The 15,059-nt window shown below is 74.4% G+C and carries 13 protein-coding genes; 4 read left to right on the top strand and 9 right to left on the bottom strand.

Features of this window, described 5'->3' with window-relative positions; all coding sequences use genetic code 11:
* Positions 1 to 265: 265 nt before the first annotated feature.
* Together ABTY20_RS27565 and ABTY20_RS27560 are read right to left on the bottom strand one after the other, a co-directional pair.
* The gene (locus ABTY20_RS27565) at positions 266 to 1,534 is read right to left on the bottom strand and encodes an SWF or SNF family helicase (RefSeq protein ID WP_351999753.1); all 1,269 of its coding nucleotides are present in this window, start codon (positions 1,532 to 1,534) and stop codon (positions 266 to 268) included.
* Positions 1,534 to 4,329 (bottom strand): SCO1167/SCO6262 family helicase, encoded by a 2,796-nt coding sequence (locus tag ABTY20_RS27560; RefSeq protein WP_351999752.1) that lies wholly within the window; start codon positions 4,327 to 4,329, stop codon positions 1,534 to 1,536. Before ABTY20_RS27560 ends, ABTY20_RS27565 begins: the two co-directional genes overlap by 1 nt.
* A gap of 347 nt (positions 4,330 to 4,676) precedes the next feature.
* On the opposite strand from ABTY20_RS27560, the gene ABTY20_RS27555 reads away from it, so the two are divergent.
* Positions 4,677 to 4,859 (top strand): tail-anchor membrane protein, encoded by a 183-nt coding sequence (locus ABTY20_RS27555; RefSeq protein ID WP_351999751.1) that lies wholly within the window; start codon positions 4,677 to 4,679, stop codon positions 4,857 to 4,859.
* A 4-nt stretch (positions 4,860 to 4,863) separates the two neighbouring features.
* On the opposite strand, the gene ABTY20_RS27550 is transcribed toward ABTY20_RS27555, so the two are convergent.
* Both ABTY20_RS27550 and ABTY20_RS27545 read right to left on the bottom strand, forming a co-directional pair.
* Positions 4,864 to 6,249 carry a tannase/feruloyl esterase family alpha/beta hydrolase gene (locus tag ABTY20_RS27550; RefSeq protein WP_351999750.1) on the bottom strand — a complete coding sequence of 462 codons (1,386 nt, stop codon included), beginning with the start codon at positions 6,247 to 6,249 and terminating at the stop codon, positions 4,864 to 4,866.
* A 188-nt stretch (positions 6,250 to 6,437) separates the two neighbouring features.
* A complete protein-coding gene (locus ABTY20_RS27545; RefSeq protein WP_351999749.1) occupies positions 6,438 to 7,310 on the bottom strand; it encodes a hypothetical protein in 873 nt (290 codons plus the stop codon).
* Between the two features lie 281 nt (positions 7,311 to 7,591).
* Between ABTY20_RS27545 and ABTY20_RS27540 the strand changes: the two genes are divergently transcribed.
* Positions 7,592 to 8,473, top strand: coding sequence for an oxygenase MpaB family protein (locus tag ABTY20_RS27540; RefSeq protein WP_351999748.1), 882 nt, complete (start codon positions 7,592 to 7,594; stop codon positions 8,471 to 8,473).
* 24 nt (positions 8,474 to 8,497) lie between these two features.
* Here the strand turns inward: ABTY20_RS27540 and ABTY20_RS27535 are convergent, their stop codons facing one another.
* On the bottom strand, positions 8,498 to 9,097 hold the full coding sequence (locus tag ABTY20_RS27535; RefSeq protein ID WP_351999747.1) for a class I SAM-dependent methyltransferase: 600 nt from the start codon (positions 9,095 to 9,097) through the stop codon (positions 8,498 to 8,500).
* Positions 9,098 to 9,383: 286 nt separating this feature from the next.
* Between ABTY20_RS27535 and ABTY20_RS27530 the strand changes: the two genes are divergently transcribed.
* Entirely contained in the window at positions 9,384 to 9,791 is a 408-nt protein-coding gene (locus ABTY20_RS27530) for a roadblock/LC7 domain-containing protein (protein WP_351999746.1), read from the top strand.
* A 60-nt stretch (positions 9,792 to 9,851) separates the two neighbouring features.
* Here the strand turns inward: ABTY20_RS27530 and ABTY20_RS27525 are convergent, their stop codons facing one another.
* Positions 9,852 to 10,718, bottom strand: coding sequence for an acyl-CoA thioesterase (locus ABTY20_RS27525; RefSeq protein ID WP_351999745.1), 867 nt, complete (start codon positions 10,716 to 10,718; stop codon positions 9,852 to 9,854).
* Positions 10,719 to 10,737: 19 nt separating this feature from the next.
* Positions 10,738 to 13,251 carry a DEAD/DEAH box helicase gene (locus ABTY20_RS27520; RefSeq protein WP_351999744.1) on the bottom strand — a complete coding sequence of 838 codons (2,514 nt, stop codon included), beginning with the start codon at positions 13,249 to 13,251 and terminating at the stop codon, positions 10,738 to 10,740.
* A 145-nt stretch (positions 13,252 to 13,396) separates the two neighbouring features.
* Here ABTY20_RS27520 and ABTY20_RS27515 point away from each other — a divergent pair, with 145 nt between their 5' ends.
* Entirely contained in the window at positions 13,397 to 14,191 is a 795-nt protein-coding gene (locus ABTY20_RS27515; protein WP_351999743.1) for a metal-dependent hydrolase, read from the top strand.
* Positions 14,192 to 14,212: 21 nt separating this feature from the next.
* Here the strand turns inward: ABTY20_RS27515 and ABTY20_RS27510 are convergent, their stop codons facing one another.
* Positions 14,213 to 14,467, bottom strand: coding sequence for a type B 50S ribosomal protein L31 (locus ABTY20_RS27510; RefSeq protein ID WP_351999742.1), 255 nt, complete (start codon positions 14,465 to 14,467; stop codon positions 14,213 to 14,215).
* Between the two features lie 15 nt (positions 14,468 to 14,482).
* Positions 14,483 to 14,953, bottom strand: coding sequence for a DUF5709 domain-containing protein (locus tag ABTY20_RS27505; RefSeq protein WP_351999741.1), 471 nt, complete (start codon positions 14,951 to 14,953; stop codon positions 14,483 to 14,485).
* Between the last annotated feature and the right edge of the window lie 106 nt (positions 14,954 to 15,059).

The raw sequence follows: 15,059 nt of genomic DNA, 5'->3' as shown, positions 1-15,059 counted from the left end.
AAGGTTCGCCAATATTGGCTAAACGTTGCTGTTCTGCCTCTACCACCTCCCTGCCAAAAACTCCGGTCCGGGCCGCCCGGCGATCTGCCGGACGGCCCGGAGGGGGCGCGGACGTTCCTGGGCGACGTGGAACCGCCCTGACGGAACGGCGCCGGGCGCGGCCCCGCGAAGGGGACCCCGCCGACGCCGGTGCCGTGCCCGTCCCCGCCGGGGCCCGCCGTGGGCCGGGTGCCGCGGACGGGCGCGGCGGTGCTCCGGCCGGCGACTACCTCCCGGGTGCGCGTTCCGCCGCCGCCAGCGCCGTCGCCGGGTCCCGGGAGGATCCCCCCGCCGGGACCCACCGGCCGCGTTCCCTGCGGTACGGCCACCAGCGCCCCTCACGGTCCAGGCGCAGCTGGACGGGTGCGCCGGCCACCGTCCACCGGTTGGCCCGGGCCCGGAGCACCGGCCGTTCGTCCTCGTCCCACGCCGCGTCGAGGGCGGCACGCGCGCGTGCCAGCCGTTCGCCGTCCACGGTCCACTCCTCGTCGAGCACGGCCAGCGCCGGCGCGCCGCCGTGCCGCCAGGCCCGCACGGCCACGGCCAGCCCCTCCCGGCCGCGTCCCGACCCCTCGGCGAGCCGTTCCGCCACCGCGCGGCCGGGCTCCCCGGCGGCCAGTCGCACCGCGTCCCGCGCGACGGCCGGTTCCGGTTCCACGGGCTGCCGTCCGTGCCCGTCCCGGAGGGCCCGGGCCAGCAGCCGGTGGGCCCGCACGGCGGTCCGGGCGGCCAGGAACTCCAGTGCGGGCGGATCGATCCCGGCCGCGGGCTCCACCTCCGTGTCCAGTGACGGCGGAACCCCCGGCTCCGCGGGGAGGGCGGGGGCGTCGGGAAGCGACGGCAGGATGTCACCGGCCGCGTACGCCTCGGCCGCGTCCACCCCTTCCGGGCCCTGGGCGGGCCGCCCGGCGGACGCGTCGCCCCGGGCCTGGAGGGCCTCCAGCAGGGCGCGTTCACCCCGCCCCCGCATCAGCAGCAGGACGAACGGGTCCTCGTCCAGCAGCCGGGCCACCTGATAGCACAGCGCCGCCGTGTGACCGCAGTGGTCCCAGGCGCCGCAGTCGCACTCCGGCTCCAGGTCGCCCAGGCCCGGCAGCAGTTCGATCCCGGCCGGCTCCGCGTCCTCGACCAGGTGCGTCGGCATCTCGCGGTCGAGCAGTGCCGCGACGTGCCCGGCCCGCTCCACGGCCATGGCCAGGAACCGTTCCCACTGCTCCCCGGACAGCTCCCGCAGCAGCACGTCCGCGCGGTGGGCCGTGCCGTCCAGGTCCTGCACGACCGCCGTGACGCGCCCCGGCCGTACCGACACCGCGCCGACCGCACCCGCGCGGGCCAGCCCGCGGCCCGCCTTGAGCTGCCCGGAGTCCAGCGCCGTGCCCTCCAGCGCCGTCAGCCAGGCCCGGCCCCACCAGGTCCGCGCGAAACCGCGTCCCCGCGCGGGCGGCAGCGCGGCGAAGGTCCGCTCCACGCCGGCCCCGTCGTCGTACCGGGTCATCACCGTCCCCCTCGCAGCTCGACGAGCTCCGTCAGCTCGGCGTCGGTCAGTTCGGTGAGCGCCGCCTCGCCGGAACCGAGCACCGCGTCGGCCAGTTCACGCTTGCGCTCCAGCAGCGCGGCGATGCGGTCCTCGACGGTCCCCTCGGCGATGATGCGGTGCACCTGCACCGGCCGGGTCTGGCCGATGCGGTACGCACGGTCCGTCGCCTGTGCCTCGACGGCCGGGTTCCACCAGCGGTCGTAGTGCACGACGTGCTCCGCGCGGGTGAGGTTCAGCCCGGTGCCCGCCGCCTTCAACGACAGCAGGAACACCGGGACCTCGCCGTCCTGGAAGCGGCGCACCATCGCCTCGCGTTCGGCGACCGGCGTGCCGCCGTGCAGGAACTGCGCCGGCACGCCCCGTGCGGCCAGGTGCCGTTCCAGCAGGCGCGCCATCCGCACGTACTGCGTGAACACCAGGACGCCGGCCTCTTCGGCGAGGACCGTGTCGAGGAGTTCGTCCAGCAGCTCCAGCTTCCCCGACCGCCCCGCGACCACCGGCCGCTCCTCCTTGAGGAACTGCGCCGGGTGGTTGCAGATCTGCTTCAGGCCGGTCAGCAGCTTCACGATCATGCCGCGCCGCGCCATGCCGTCGGCACCCGTGATCCCGTCCATCGCCTCGCGCACCACGGCCTCGTACAGCGCCGTCTGCTCCCGGGTGAGCGACACCGCGTGATCGGTCTCCGTCTTGGGCGGCAGCTCGGGTGCGATCCCCGGGTCCGACTTGCGGCGGCGCAGCAGGAACGGCCGTACCAGACGGGCCAGCCGGTCCGCCGCGGCCGGGTCCTGCCCACCCTCGACGGCGTCCGCGTACCGCCGCCGGAAGGTGCCGAGCCGGCCCAGCAGACCGGGGGTCGTCCAGTCGAGGATCGCCCACAGCTCCGACAGGTTGTTCTCCACCGGCGTGCCGGTGAGCGCCACGCGCGCGCGTGCGCCGATGGAACGCAGCCGCCGGGCCGTGGAGGAGTGCGGGTTCTTCACGTGCTGGGCCTCGTCGGCGACGACCATGCCCCAGGGGACCTCGGCGAGCCGGGAGGCGTCCAGCCGCATGGTGCCGTACGTGGTGAGCACGAACTCGTCGTCGGCCAGGCCGTCCAGCGTCCGTCGCGCGCCGTGGAAGCGGCGCACCGGGGTGCCGGGCGCGAACCGCTCGATCTCCCGCTGCCAGTTGCCCATCAGGGAGGTCGGACAGACCACGAGGGTGGGACCCGCCGACTCCGGATCGTTCCGGCGGTGCAGGTGCAGGGCGATCAGGGTGATGGTCTTGCCGAGCCCCATGTCATCGGCGAGGCAGCAGCCCAGGCCCAGGGAGGTCGTGCGGACCAGCCAGTCCAGGCCGCGCCGCTGGTAGTCGCGCAGCGTGGCGGCGAGCGCGGCGGGCTGTTCGACGGGCTCCTGCGCCCCGGGATCCGCGAGCCGGTCCCGCAGGGCCGCCAGCCACCCGGTGGGCCGGACCTCGATCCGGTCGCCGTCGACCTCCACGGAGCCCGTCAGGGCCGCGCCGAGCGCGTCGACCGGCGTGATCCCGTGGTCCTCGCGGGTCCGGGCGCGGGCCAGCTCCCGGGGATCGACCAGGACCCACTGGTCACGCAGCCGTACCAGGGGGCGGTTCGCCTCGGCCAGCCGGTCCAGTTCCCCGCGCGTGAGCCGCCGGTCGCCCAGGGCGAACCACCAGTCGAAGGCGAGCAGGGCGTCGGCGGACAGGAACGACGGTCCGCCCGCGGACCCGGCCCTCCCCGGGCCCGGCCCGTCGTCGGTGGGACCGATCCGCGCGCGGGTGGTGAGTTCGCGGACCAGTTCCCGGGGCCAGTGCACGTCGACGCCCGCACCCGCGAGCGCCCGGCCGCCCTCGCCGAGGAGTTCGGCCACCTCCTCCTCCGCGAGCTCGACCGCGTCCGGCACGGTCGCCGACAGCAGGGGTGTGAGCGGCGCCCAGGCCCGCGCCGCGCGGCGGAGCGCGAGCAGGGCGTCCCTGCGCGCGCGGGAGCCGAAGGCCGCGTCGAAGGCCCCGGCCCATACTTCGCCGGCGTCCGCGACGAGCGTGGGGTCGCCCACGCCGTGCATCTGGAGGACGGCCCGGAACGACGCGTCCGCGGGGTCGGCCGCGTCCGTGAGCCCGCGCACCTCGATCCGCAGCGACAGCCGTACGCCCGCGTCGTGTCCCGCGGCGACGCAGGCGGCCCAGGTCCGCAGTTCGGGCAGCCTCTGCGGCCCCGGCACCGCGAAGGCCGGGGTGCCGGTCACGAGGGGGGCGGCGGGGGAGCGGGGGAGGGTGTCGGCGACGGCGTCGAGGAAGGCGCGCAGCAGCCGTTCGGGGTCGGGCAGCCGCGGTGGTCCGGTGGTGTCCAGGGGCGTCGCGTGCGCCTCGGGCGGCATCGAGGCGGCGAGCCGGCGGATCGCCTCGACGTCCTCCGCGTCCAGGGGGCCGATCCGCCAGGCGTCGTGGTCGGCGGGGGAGAGCCCGGGAAGCAACAGGCCGCGCGCCACCAGGTGCAGGGCGTGCACGGCGGCGGCGCCCCAGAACCGGGTGGCCCGGTGCGCCCCGTCGTCGGCCCGCGCGCGGGTGAGGAGGGGAAGCGCGGCGTGCACCGGCAGCACGGCCGCGGGCACCCGCACCGTCTCGACCCCGGCGTCGCCGGGCACCACGACGGTCAGGTCCCCGGCCGACGCCGGGTCCACGGCCGGGGGGGACGAGCCGTCGGGCCGCCAGAACGCGACCAGACCGGCGCGGGCGGGGTCACCCGGTACGAACACGGCGGGACAGCCGACCGGTGCGGGGGGTGAGGCCGGTACGGAAGGTGCGGAGGAGGACGCCGGGAGAACCGTCTGCACAGCGATGACAGGATTCCTCAAATTTGACTAGCGAAGCCGGAGTCGCCGAGGGTACAGCACGATCGGCGTCGGCCGGGTATGCCTGTGCTGTGATAGGGGTCACCATGAAGGCGCGCCGTGCGTCCTCCGCCAGGGGACGCACGGCGCGCCCCGGAGGACCCCAGGGGGCGCGTCTCAGGGACATCTCGGGGTCGCGGTCCGGAACCGCCGCGGGCGCGGACCCGTTTTCACGGCAGAGAGCGGCAGTGGCCGCGAAGGAGGCGACGCCCATGTCGAAGAACGCCAAGATCGCCGCGGGGGGCGCGGCGGCCGGACTGCTCCTGTTCCTCTGGCTGCCCTGGTGGGCCGCCCTTCTGGTGGTCCTGGGAGTCCCGGCCGCCGCGTACCTCGCCCTGGACCCCGCGCAGCGGCGCAGGCTGCGCCGCGTGTCGCGCAAGGAGCTGGGCCGCTGACGTCCTACGGCGCCGCCGCCCCGCCGGGGTCCAGCGCGCAGGAGTCGACCACGTCGCCGGCCGCGGGCCTGGTGACCGTCCGGTCCGCGGGCGGCGCGACGCCGCGCTCCACCCATGCGACCAGGGCGTCGAACGCCGAGCGGTAGCAGGGCAGGATCGGCCGCAGCCGGTCCGGGTGGGTGTCGTACAGCCCGTCGACGTGCGTCCCGCCCTGCACCGTGTAGAAGCGGTGCAGCCGCCCGCGCCCGCTCGCCTCGACCATCGCGTCGTACACGTCGGAGTCGGCGGCCTTGGGCAGCAGCGCGTCCAGGTCCCCGTGCAGGGTGATCATCGGCCGCCCGATCCGCCCGGTGAGCGCCACCCGCTCGACGGCCCGGTGCACGGAGGCGGGGCGCGAGGCGAAGTCGTAGGCGGCGTCGGACGGGCACGGCGCGAGGATCTGCTCCGTCGTCGACCCGGCGGAGGGGCCGGGGCACCCCGGGTCGTAGTCCGGGTCGAACTCGGCGCGGTAGATCTTCTGGGTGATCCCCCAGTAGGCCCGCTCGTGGTACGGCCACAGGAACTCGGACCCGCGTGCGAAGCCCGCCGCGTACATCTCCTCGTCGGTGGCCCCACCCGACATCCGGGCCACCGCCACCGGCAGGGAGCGCAGCGGATGGCGCCCCCCGGCGGCCCACAGGGTCCCCTCCCAGTCCACCCCGCCGTCGTACAGCTCCGGGTGGTTCTCCAGTTGCCAGCGGGTGAGGTAGCCGCCGTTGGAGATGCCGGTCATGTACGTACGGCGCGGGGCGTGCCCGTAGCGCCGGGCCACTGCGTGCCGGGCGGCCCGGGTGAGCTGCGTGGTGCGCGCGTTCCACTCGGCGACGGCGTCCCCGGGCCGCTCGCCGTCGAGGTGGAAGTCGACACCGGTGTTGCCCTTGTCGGTCGCCGCGTAGGCGTAGCCGCGCGCCAGCACCTGGTCGGAGATCGCCTTGTCGGTCGCGTACTGCGTGCGGTTGCCGGGCGCGCCGGTGACGACCAGTCCGCCGTTCCAGCGGTCGGGCAGCCGGATCACGAACTGGGCGTCGTGCCGTCGGCCGCGGGCCTCGTCCGAGCGGGACGGGTCGGGGAAGTACCCGTCGATCTGCACCCCCGGAACCCCGGACGGCGACCGGGTGGCCGCGGCGGTCAGTCCCGCCTGGTCGGCCAGGTCGGTGTACGGCGTGCCGGCCAGTCCCGCCGTGGTCAGGTCGGCGAGGCAGGCACCGCGCTGATGGGCGGCACCGGGCACCCGCACGCGGTCCTGGCGCGCGCAGTGACCGTCCCCGGCCGCGCCGGCCGGGGACGGAGCGGTGAGAACGGCCGAGGCGAGGACGGCGACGAGCAGCGGAACGCCACGGGAGGGGCGCATACGGCCTCCGGAAGGACGGGCAGCGGAAGGGGGAACGGGGATCGATCGTGGAACTGCCCCAGGGTGAGGGCTCGCCCTCACCGTCATCGATGGGTCGGCACCCCATGACGCGGTGCCGACACGCGGGGCCTTTCCACATGCCCGCTCCCTGCCCGCCACGGCGCGGCCCCTTCCGGGACCGCATGTCCTCACAGCGGCCGTACGGCCATCCGGTCGAGTGCCTCGAGCAGGCCCGGCAGCTCCGGGCCCCGGCCCACCGGGAGGACCTCACCGGGTTCGTCGTCCAGCAGGACGAACGCGATGTCGTCCGTCCGCGCCACCAGCGACCATCCGGGGCCGTCGGCGCGCAGGGTGCGCGCGCCGCCCGGGGCGAAGGACGAGCGGACCCGGCCGAGCGGCGGCGGCGAGTCGACGTAGGCGCGTGCCTCCGCCAGCACCCGCCGGACCCCGCGGTGTCCCGGCTGCCCGTCCGGGCCGTCGCCCGAGGCGCCCTCCCGGCCGTCCTCCGCGGGCCCCCCGGCGTCGTCGGCCGTCCGGGCGGAGCCGTCCGGCGCCGGGAACGCGGCGTCGTCGACCCGCTCCCGCCAGACCGTCCACCGGAGCGCGATCTCGTCGGCCCCCAGCCGCCGCTGGGCCGGTCCCCAGGCCCCGGTGTCCGGCGGCGTCAGCGGGGGCGCGTCCGTGGCGTCGGGGCCGGGGTCGTGCGGCGCGGGCACGTTCGGCGCCGCGACGGCGACCGCGAGGGGCCAGCCGGGCAGCGCGGCGACGACCGTGTGCTCGTCCGGCGACAGGTCGTGCTCCATGCCGCAGTCCCAGGACGCGATCGCGACGGCGACCAGCGAGACGTCGTCGACGACGACGGTCCACCGGGCGCCTGCGCCGTCCTGGCCGAGCACCAGGCCGTACCCGTCGGCGCGGGGCGGAAGACCGAGCGCCGCGCACGCCTCCGGATAGTCGTCGCCCAGCACGCTCGGGAACTTCGCCGGGGTCAGCAGCGCCGCCGTGAGCACGTAGAGCGCGTCGTCCGCGGCGGCGACGGCTTCCTCATCGGTCCCGGCCATCCCAGCCTCCCCATCGGTTCGTCCACCGGCGCGCACCCTATGCCGACCCCGAGCCGCTTGTCACGACCCCCGCGGCCATGCCCGGAGCTGCGGGTTTCCGGCCGGACGGGGCGGATCGGCCGCGTGCCCGCGGACGGTTCGGGCGGCCGGGGGACCCGGCGGCGCCCGCGCGACCGTCCCCCCGGGGCCCGCCCCGCCCCCGCACGAGCGCCCTCGCCGACCGTGCGTCCCCCGCCACCCACCGTAGAGTTGCAGCCTCGACGGCAGGAGGGGGCGGCACGGTGCGGCGCTTCGAACGACTGGAACGGATCCGGCGGATGGACCCCTACCGGCAGGCCACGGAGATCTACCGGCTCAGCTCGGCCTACGAGTTCCCCTGGGACTACACCCGGGCCCTGGAGCTGGCCCTCTACCGCACCTACGCCGTGCCCCGGATCGGCCGGCTGCTCGCCGCGACGGGGGAGCTCACCGACCGGTCCCAGAAGCGCTACGACGACACCTCGCTGCTCCTGGACGCCGTCGTCGAGCACGGATTCGACAGCGCACCGGGCAGGACCGCGATCCGCCGCATCAACCGGATGCACCGCGCCTACGACATCCCCGACGACGACATGCGGTACGTCCTGTGCACGTTCGTGGTGATGCCCAGGCGCTGGATCGACGCCTACGGATGGCGCCGGCTGTCGCGGCACGAGATCGTCGCCGGTACCGTCCACTACCGGACCCTGGGCCGGCACATGGGCATCACGGACGTCCCCGGGTCCTACGAGGAGTTCGAGAGCTGTCTGGACGCCTACGAGCAGGCCCACTTCGGCTGGGACGAGGGCGCGCGGCGGGTCTCGGACGCCACCCTCGACCTCATGGCCTCCTGGTACCCGCGTCCGCTCGCCCCCGTGCTGCGCACCGCCACGCTCGCCCTGCTCGACGAGCCCCTGCTGCGCGCCTTCCGCTACACCCCGCCGAGCGCGGCCACGCGCGCGTGGGTGCGCCGCGCGGTACGGCTGCGGGGCCGTGCCGTCCGGCTGCTGCCGCCGCGCCGCGCCCCGCACTTCGCCCGGCAGAACCGGGAGATCAAGAGCTACCCGAACGGCTACCGGCCGGCGGACCTGGGCACCCACCCGGTGCCGGGAGTGCGGGGCTGCCCGGTACGGCGCCCGGACTGACCGCCCCGCACACGGCCCGGGTGTTCAGTCCGTGCGTACGGCCAGCGCCAGGAACCGGGCGTCCTCGTCGGCGTACGACGTCATGTGCCAGCCCGAACGCGTCAGCAGCGCACGGAGGTTCGGCTCCGCGCGGAGGTCGTCCGGGGTGAGCGCGCGGCCCTGGCGCGCGGCGAGGGCCGCCCGGCCGACCGGATGGAACAGCGCCAGCACGCCACCGGGCCGCACCGCCCGGGCGATCTCCCGGAGGCTCCCGGCCGGATCGGGAAGATGCGCGATCAGCCCCGCCGCGAACACGGCGTCCAGCGAGGAGGGGCGCAGGGGCAGGGCGGCGACGTCGGCCAGCAGCAGCACCCCGTCGCGGTCCCGCCCGGCCCGCGCCGCCTCCCGCAGCATGGCCGGGGTCAGATCCGCGCCGATCACCACGCCCGAGGCCCCCACGGCCGCACGCAGCGGCGGCAGGGCCCGCCCGGTACCGCAGCCCGCGTCGAGCACCCGGTCGCCCTCGCGCAGCCCGAGCCCGGCCACCGCGGCCGCGTAGGCCGGGCCGTCGTCGGGGAAGCGGTGGTCCCAGTCCGCGGCACGCGCGGTGAAGAATTCCTGGACGTGTGCGAGGTCGTGGCTCATGTTCCGCATGATCCCCCACCGGGACGAGCGGCGCCGCCGTGCGCGGGTTCGAGCGTGACGCGGTCGCTCCGGCGCACCGCCGTGCCGCGCGACGCACGCGGGCGTGATCCGGCGGGAGACCGCGGGATCCGGGCTCGCGCCACTCTTCCTCGGTCATCTTCCGTCCCTTGGTCGCCGTCCTCCTTGCCCGGGGCCCGGTCGTGGTGAAGGCTGGCGCGAGGGCCCTCCCGCCAGGAGGGCGACACACGGGGCAGACCACGGGGAAGACCAGGGGGAGACACACGACATGGCGCAGAACCGGGGACTCGACTGGCTGCTGGACGACCTGACCCAGCGCGTCGAACACGTACGGCACGCGCTGGTGCTGTCCAACGACGGGCTGGTGACGGGGGCGAGCACGGGGCTGCGGCGCGAGGACGCGGAGCACCTCGCCGCGGTGTCGTCCGGACTGCACAGCCTCGCCAAGGGCTCGGGACGGCACTTCGGCGCGGGCGGGGTGCGCCAGACGATGATCGAGTTCGACGACGCGGTGCTCTTCGTCACCGCGGCGGGCAACGGCAGCTGCCTGTGCGTCCTGAGCGGGGCGGAGGCCGACATCGGCCAGATCGGGTACGAGATGACGCTGCTGGTCAACCGGGTCGGCGAGCACCTGGACGTGGACACCCGCCGACCGGAACCCGGCGTGGAACTCTGACCCGCGGTCCCCTTCTCCGCCGCGGAGCGTCCACGGGGTCGCGGCACGGAGACCGGTGACCTACAGCGCCCGGAACAAGCCCTCCTGGACGACGGAGACCAGCATCCGGCCCTCCAGGTCGTAGATCCGGCCGCGGGCCAGGCCCCGGCCGCCCGTGGCGATCGGCGACTCCTGGTCGTACAGGAACCACTCGTCCGCCCGGAACGGGCGGTGGAACCACATGGCGTGGTCCAGCGACGCCATGTCGAAGCCGCGCGGCCCCCACAGCGGCTCCACCGGGATCCGCACGGCATCCAGGAGGGTCATGTCACTGGCGTAGGTCAGGGCGCAGGTGTGCACCAGCGGATCGTCGCCGAGCGGGCCGACCGCGCGCATCCACACCGCGCTGCGCGGCTCGGCGCCCCTGACCTCGTCGGGGTCCCAGCGCAGCCGGTCCACATAGCGGATGTCGAAGGGCTGGCGGCGCGCCATCCGCTCCAGCTGCTCCGGCAGCGTGCCCAGATGCCCGCGGATCTCGTCGGACACCGTCGGCAGCGACTCGGGATCCGGGACCTTCCGGGCCGGCGGCAACTGGTGTTCGAAACCTCCCTGTTCGGGCCTGTGGAAGGAGGCGGTCAGGTTGAAGATCGTGCGGCCCTGCTGCACCGCGGTGACCCGGCGGGTGGTGAACGACCGGCCGTCCCGCACCCGTTCGACCTGGTACACGATCGGCACGCCGGGCCTGCCCGGACGCAGGAAGTACGCGTGCAGCGAGTGCACCGGGCGGTCGCCCTCCGTGGTGCGGCCGGCGGCGACCAGGGCCTGGCCCGCCACCTGGCCGCCGAAGACCCGCTGCAGGGACTCCTGCGGGCTGCGGCCACGGAATATGTCGACCTCGATCTGCTCCAGGTCGAGCAGGGCGACGAGGCTCTCGGCCGGATTCGTCATGGGTGGGATCCTCCTGCGCTCACAACTGGCCGACATCGGTGACCCGGACGACCGCGCGGCCCTCCGCGTCGGAGGCGGTGAGGTCGACCTCGGCGCTGATGCCCCAGTCGTGGTCACCGGCGGGGTCGTCGAAGATCTGCCGGACCCGCCACAGCCCGTTCTCCGGCTGCTCCTCGATCAGCAGCAGCTTCGGCCCGCGGGCGTCGGGCCCGGTGCCGAGCTCCTCGTACTCGTCCCAGTACCTGTCCATCGCCTCGCCCCAGGCCTCGGCGTCCCAGCCGCCCTCGGCGTCCAGCTCGCCCAGCTCGTCCACCTGGTCGAGGGCGGCGAGCTCGACCCGGCGGAACATGGCGTTGCGGACCAGGACGCGGAAGGCGCGCGCGTTGGCGGTGACCGGCTTGACCTGGTCGGCCTTCTCCTGCGCCTCCTCGGCGGTCATCTCCTCCGGGTTGGCCAGCTGCTCCCACTCGTCCAGCAGGCTGGAGTCGACCTGGCGCACCGTCTCGCCCAGCCAGGCGATCAGGTCCTCCAGGTCCTCCGACTTCAGGTCGTCCGGGACGGTGTGCTCCAGCGCCTTGTAGGCGCTCGCGAGGTAGCGCAGCACGATCCCCTCGGTGCGGGCCAGCTCGTAGTGGGAGACCAACTCGGTGAACGACAGCGCCCGTTCGTACATGTCCCGGATCACGGACTTCGGCGACAGCGGGTGGTCACCGACCCAGGGGTGGCTCTTGCGGTAGGTGTCGTAGGCGTGGAAGAGCAGCTCCTCCAGCGGCTTCGGGTAGGTGACGTCCTGGAGCCGCTCCATGCGCTCCTCGTACTCCACGCCGTCGGCCTTCATCGCGGCGACCGCCTCGCCGCGCGCCTTGTTCTGCTGGGCGGCGAGGATCTGGCGCGGATCGTCCAGCGTGGACTCCACCACGGACACCATGTCCAGCGCGTACGACGGCGATTCGGGATCCAGCAGCTCGAACGCGGCCAGCGCGAACGTGGACAGCGGCTGGTTCAGCGCGAAGTCCTGCTGCAGGTCCACGGTGAGACGGACGATGCGGCCCTCGGCGTCCGGCCGGTCGAGCTTCTCGACGATGCCGCCGTCCAGCAGCGAGCGGTAGATGGCGATCGCCCGCCGGATGTGCCGCAGCTGCTGCCTGCGCGGCTCGTGGTTGTCCTCCAGCAGCCGTCGCATCGCCTCGAAGGCGTTGCCGGGCCTGGCGATCACCGACAGCAGCATGGTGTGGGTGACCCGGAAGCGCGAGGTCAGCGGCTCCGGCTCGGAGCCGATGAGCTTCTCGAAGGTCTGTTCGCTCCAGGCGACGAACCCCTCGGGCGCCTTCTTGCGCACCACCTTGCGGCGCTTCTTCGGGTCGTCTCCGGCCTTGGCCAGCGCCTTCTCGTTCTCGATGACGTGCTCGGGGGCCTGGGCCACCACGAAGCCCTCGGTGTCGAAGCCGGCGCGTCCGGCGCGGCCCGCGATCTGGTGGAACTCACGGGCCCGCAGTGTGCGCACGCGGCTGCCGTCGTACTTGGTCAGGGCCGTGAACAGCACCGTGCGGATGGGCACGTTGACGCCCACGCCGAGCGTGTCGGTGCCGCAGATGACCTTCAGCAGACCGGCCTGCGCGAGCTTCTCCACCAGCCGCCGGTACTTGGGCAGCATGCCGGCGTGGTGCACCCCGATGCCGTGCCGGACGTAACGGGACAGATTGCGGCCGAACTTGGTGGTGAAGCGGAAGTTGCCGATCAGCTCGGCGATCCTGTCCTTCTCCTCGCGCGTGCACATGTTGATGCTCATCAGCGCCTGCGCCCGCTCCACCGCCTGCGCCTGGGTGAAGTGCACGATGTAGACCGGCGCCTGCCGGGCCTCGAGCAGATCGGTGAGCGTCTCGGTGAGCGGCGTGTACCGGTACTCGTAGGACAGCGGCACGGGCCGGGTGGCGGAACGGACCACGGCGGTGGGACGGCCGGTGCGGCGGGTGAGGTCCTTCTCGAAGAAGGAGACGTCGCCGAGCGTCGCCGACATCAGCACGAACTGCGCCTGCGGCAGCTCGAGGAGCGGGATCTGCCAGGCCCAGCCGCGGTCCCCTTCCGCGTAGAAGTGGAACTCGTCCATCACGACCTGGCCCACGTCGGCGTCCTTGCCGTCGCGCAGCGCGATCGACGCCAGCACCTCGGCGGTGCAGCAGATGACCGGGGCGTCGGCGTTGACGGAGGCGTCACCGGTGAGCATGCCGACGTTCTCGGTGCCGAAGACCTTGCACAGCTCGAAGAACTTCTCCGACACCAGCGCCTTGATGGGCGCCGTGTAGAAGGTGACCTCGTCGCGCGCCAGGGCGGCGAAGTGGGCGGCCGCCGCGATCATGCTCTTGCCGGAACCCGTGGGCGTCGACACGATCACGTTCGCCCCGGAGACCACCTCGATCAGCGCCTCCTCCTGGTGGGGATAGAGAGTGAGACCGCGCTCCCGGGCCCACGACTCGAAGGCTTCGTAGAGGGCGTCGGGGTCGGCGGTCGGCGGCAGCTGATCGATGAGGGTCACGCCCCCATCTTGCCTGCCCGCCCGGCCCAGGGGGGAATCGGCTGCGGATCCGAAGATCGTGAACGCTACGCTGTGTCGCCGGCGGAGCGTCGACGCACCGGGCCGACCGGCCGGCGGCGAACGAGGAATGGGGCGGGCAACGGCGATGATGGGACCAGCACACTCACTGTCGGGCGCCGCTGCCTGGCTGGGGGTCGGCGCGGCGACGGCCGCGGCCGGACACCCCATGCCCTGGCCGGTCCTCCTGGCAGGCGCCCTGATCTGCGCCGGCGCCGCGCTCGCCCCCGACCTGGACCACAAGGCGGCCACCATCTCGCGGGCCTTCGGGCCCGTGTCCCGGTGGCTGTGCGAGATCGTCGACAAGCTGTCCTACGCCGTCTACAAGGCCACCAGGAAGCAGGGCGACCCGCGCCGCTCCGGCGGGCACCGCACGCTCACCCACACCTGGCTGTGGGCGGTGCTGATCGGCGCCGGCACCTCGGTCCTGGCGATCACGGGCGGCCGCTGGGCGGTGCTGGCCATCCTCTTCGTGCACATGGTGCTGGCCATCGAGGGCCTGCTGTGGCGGGCGACGCGGGGATCGAGCAGCGACGTCCTGGTGTGGCTGCTGGCGGCGGCCTGCGCCTGGATCATCGCGGGCGTCCTGGACCAGCCGGGACACGGCTCCGACTGGCTGTTCACCGAGCCGGGCCAGGAGTACCTGTGGCTGGGCCTGCCGATCGTCCTGGGCGCGCTGGTGCACGACATCGGGGACGCGCTGACCGTCTCCGGCTGCCCGATCCTGTGGCCGATACCGGTGGGCCGCAGGCGCTGGTACCCGGTCGGCCCGCCGAAGGCGATGCGGTTCCGGGCCGGCAGCTGGGTGGAGCTGAAGGTGCTGATGCCCGTGTTCATGCTGCTGGGCGGGGTGGGCTGCGCGGCGGCGCTCAACGTGATCTGAGGGACGCGACCGCCACGGGACTCAGCCGGCGCCCCCGCCGCCGTACCGGCGCTCGAAGCGGGCGACGCGGCCTTCCGTGTCCACGGTCCGGGCCCGGCCCGTGTAGAACGGGTGGCTCTCCGAGGAGATCTCCACCTCCACCACCGGGTAGGTCTCGCCGTCGTCCCACTCGATCGTCAGGTCGCTGGTCGCGGTGGACCGGGTGAGGAAGGCGTACCCGGCGGCACGGTCACGGAAGACGACCGGGTGGTAGTCGGGGTGCTTGTCCTGCTGCATGGGTGCTCCTCGGGGTCAGCCGGGAAGGCCGTCCTCGTCGACCACGTGTATCGCGGCCTCCTCGGCGGAGGCGGCGGCGCCGTCGATGCCGACGTCCGTGGCGACCAGGGCCTCCTCCTCGTCCTCGTGCGTCCCTTCGTCGGGGGCCACCAGCCGCCCTGAGCGTGCGGCGCCCACCTCGTTGTCCAGGGGTTCCCCGTCGGTGCCCGGGGAATCACCGATGCCGTCGCCGTCGTAGGCGGCGGGGTCGGGCACCTCCTCGGCGAGCCGCTGGTCCAGCGTCTCCCCCTCGCGGCGCTCCGCCGCCGTCACGCCGTAGTGCTCCACGGCCCAGGGCCGCTCCGGAGGGGACCAGCCCCGGTCGAGGGGGTCGGCGACGCCGTCGTTCTCCAGGGTGTCCTCGGCGTCGAGCAGTCCGGCGTCGTCCTGGATCTCGGACGCGTCGGGCTGGTAGACGTCGTCTCCCCAACCGTCGGCGCTGTTCACGGGTACCTCCAGAGGGTGGGGGCGGGCCCCTTCCCGCCGCGGCCCGCGCCGGGCCGCGGGTGGGCGACACCGTGCCTCCGGTGTCCGGTCCGCCGGACCCCCGGCC

The sequence above is a fragment of the Streptomyces sp. NPDC126497 genome (assembly GCF_040302425.1).
Lineage (GTDB): Bacteria > Actinomycetota > Actinomycetes > Streptomycetales > Streptomycetaceae > Streptomyces.
This window is presented reverse-complemented; position numbering and strand designations above follow the sequence as displayed.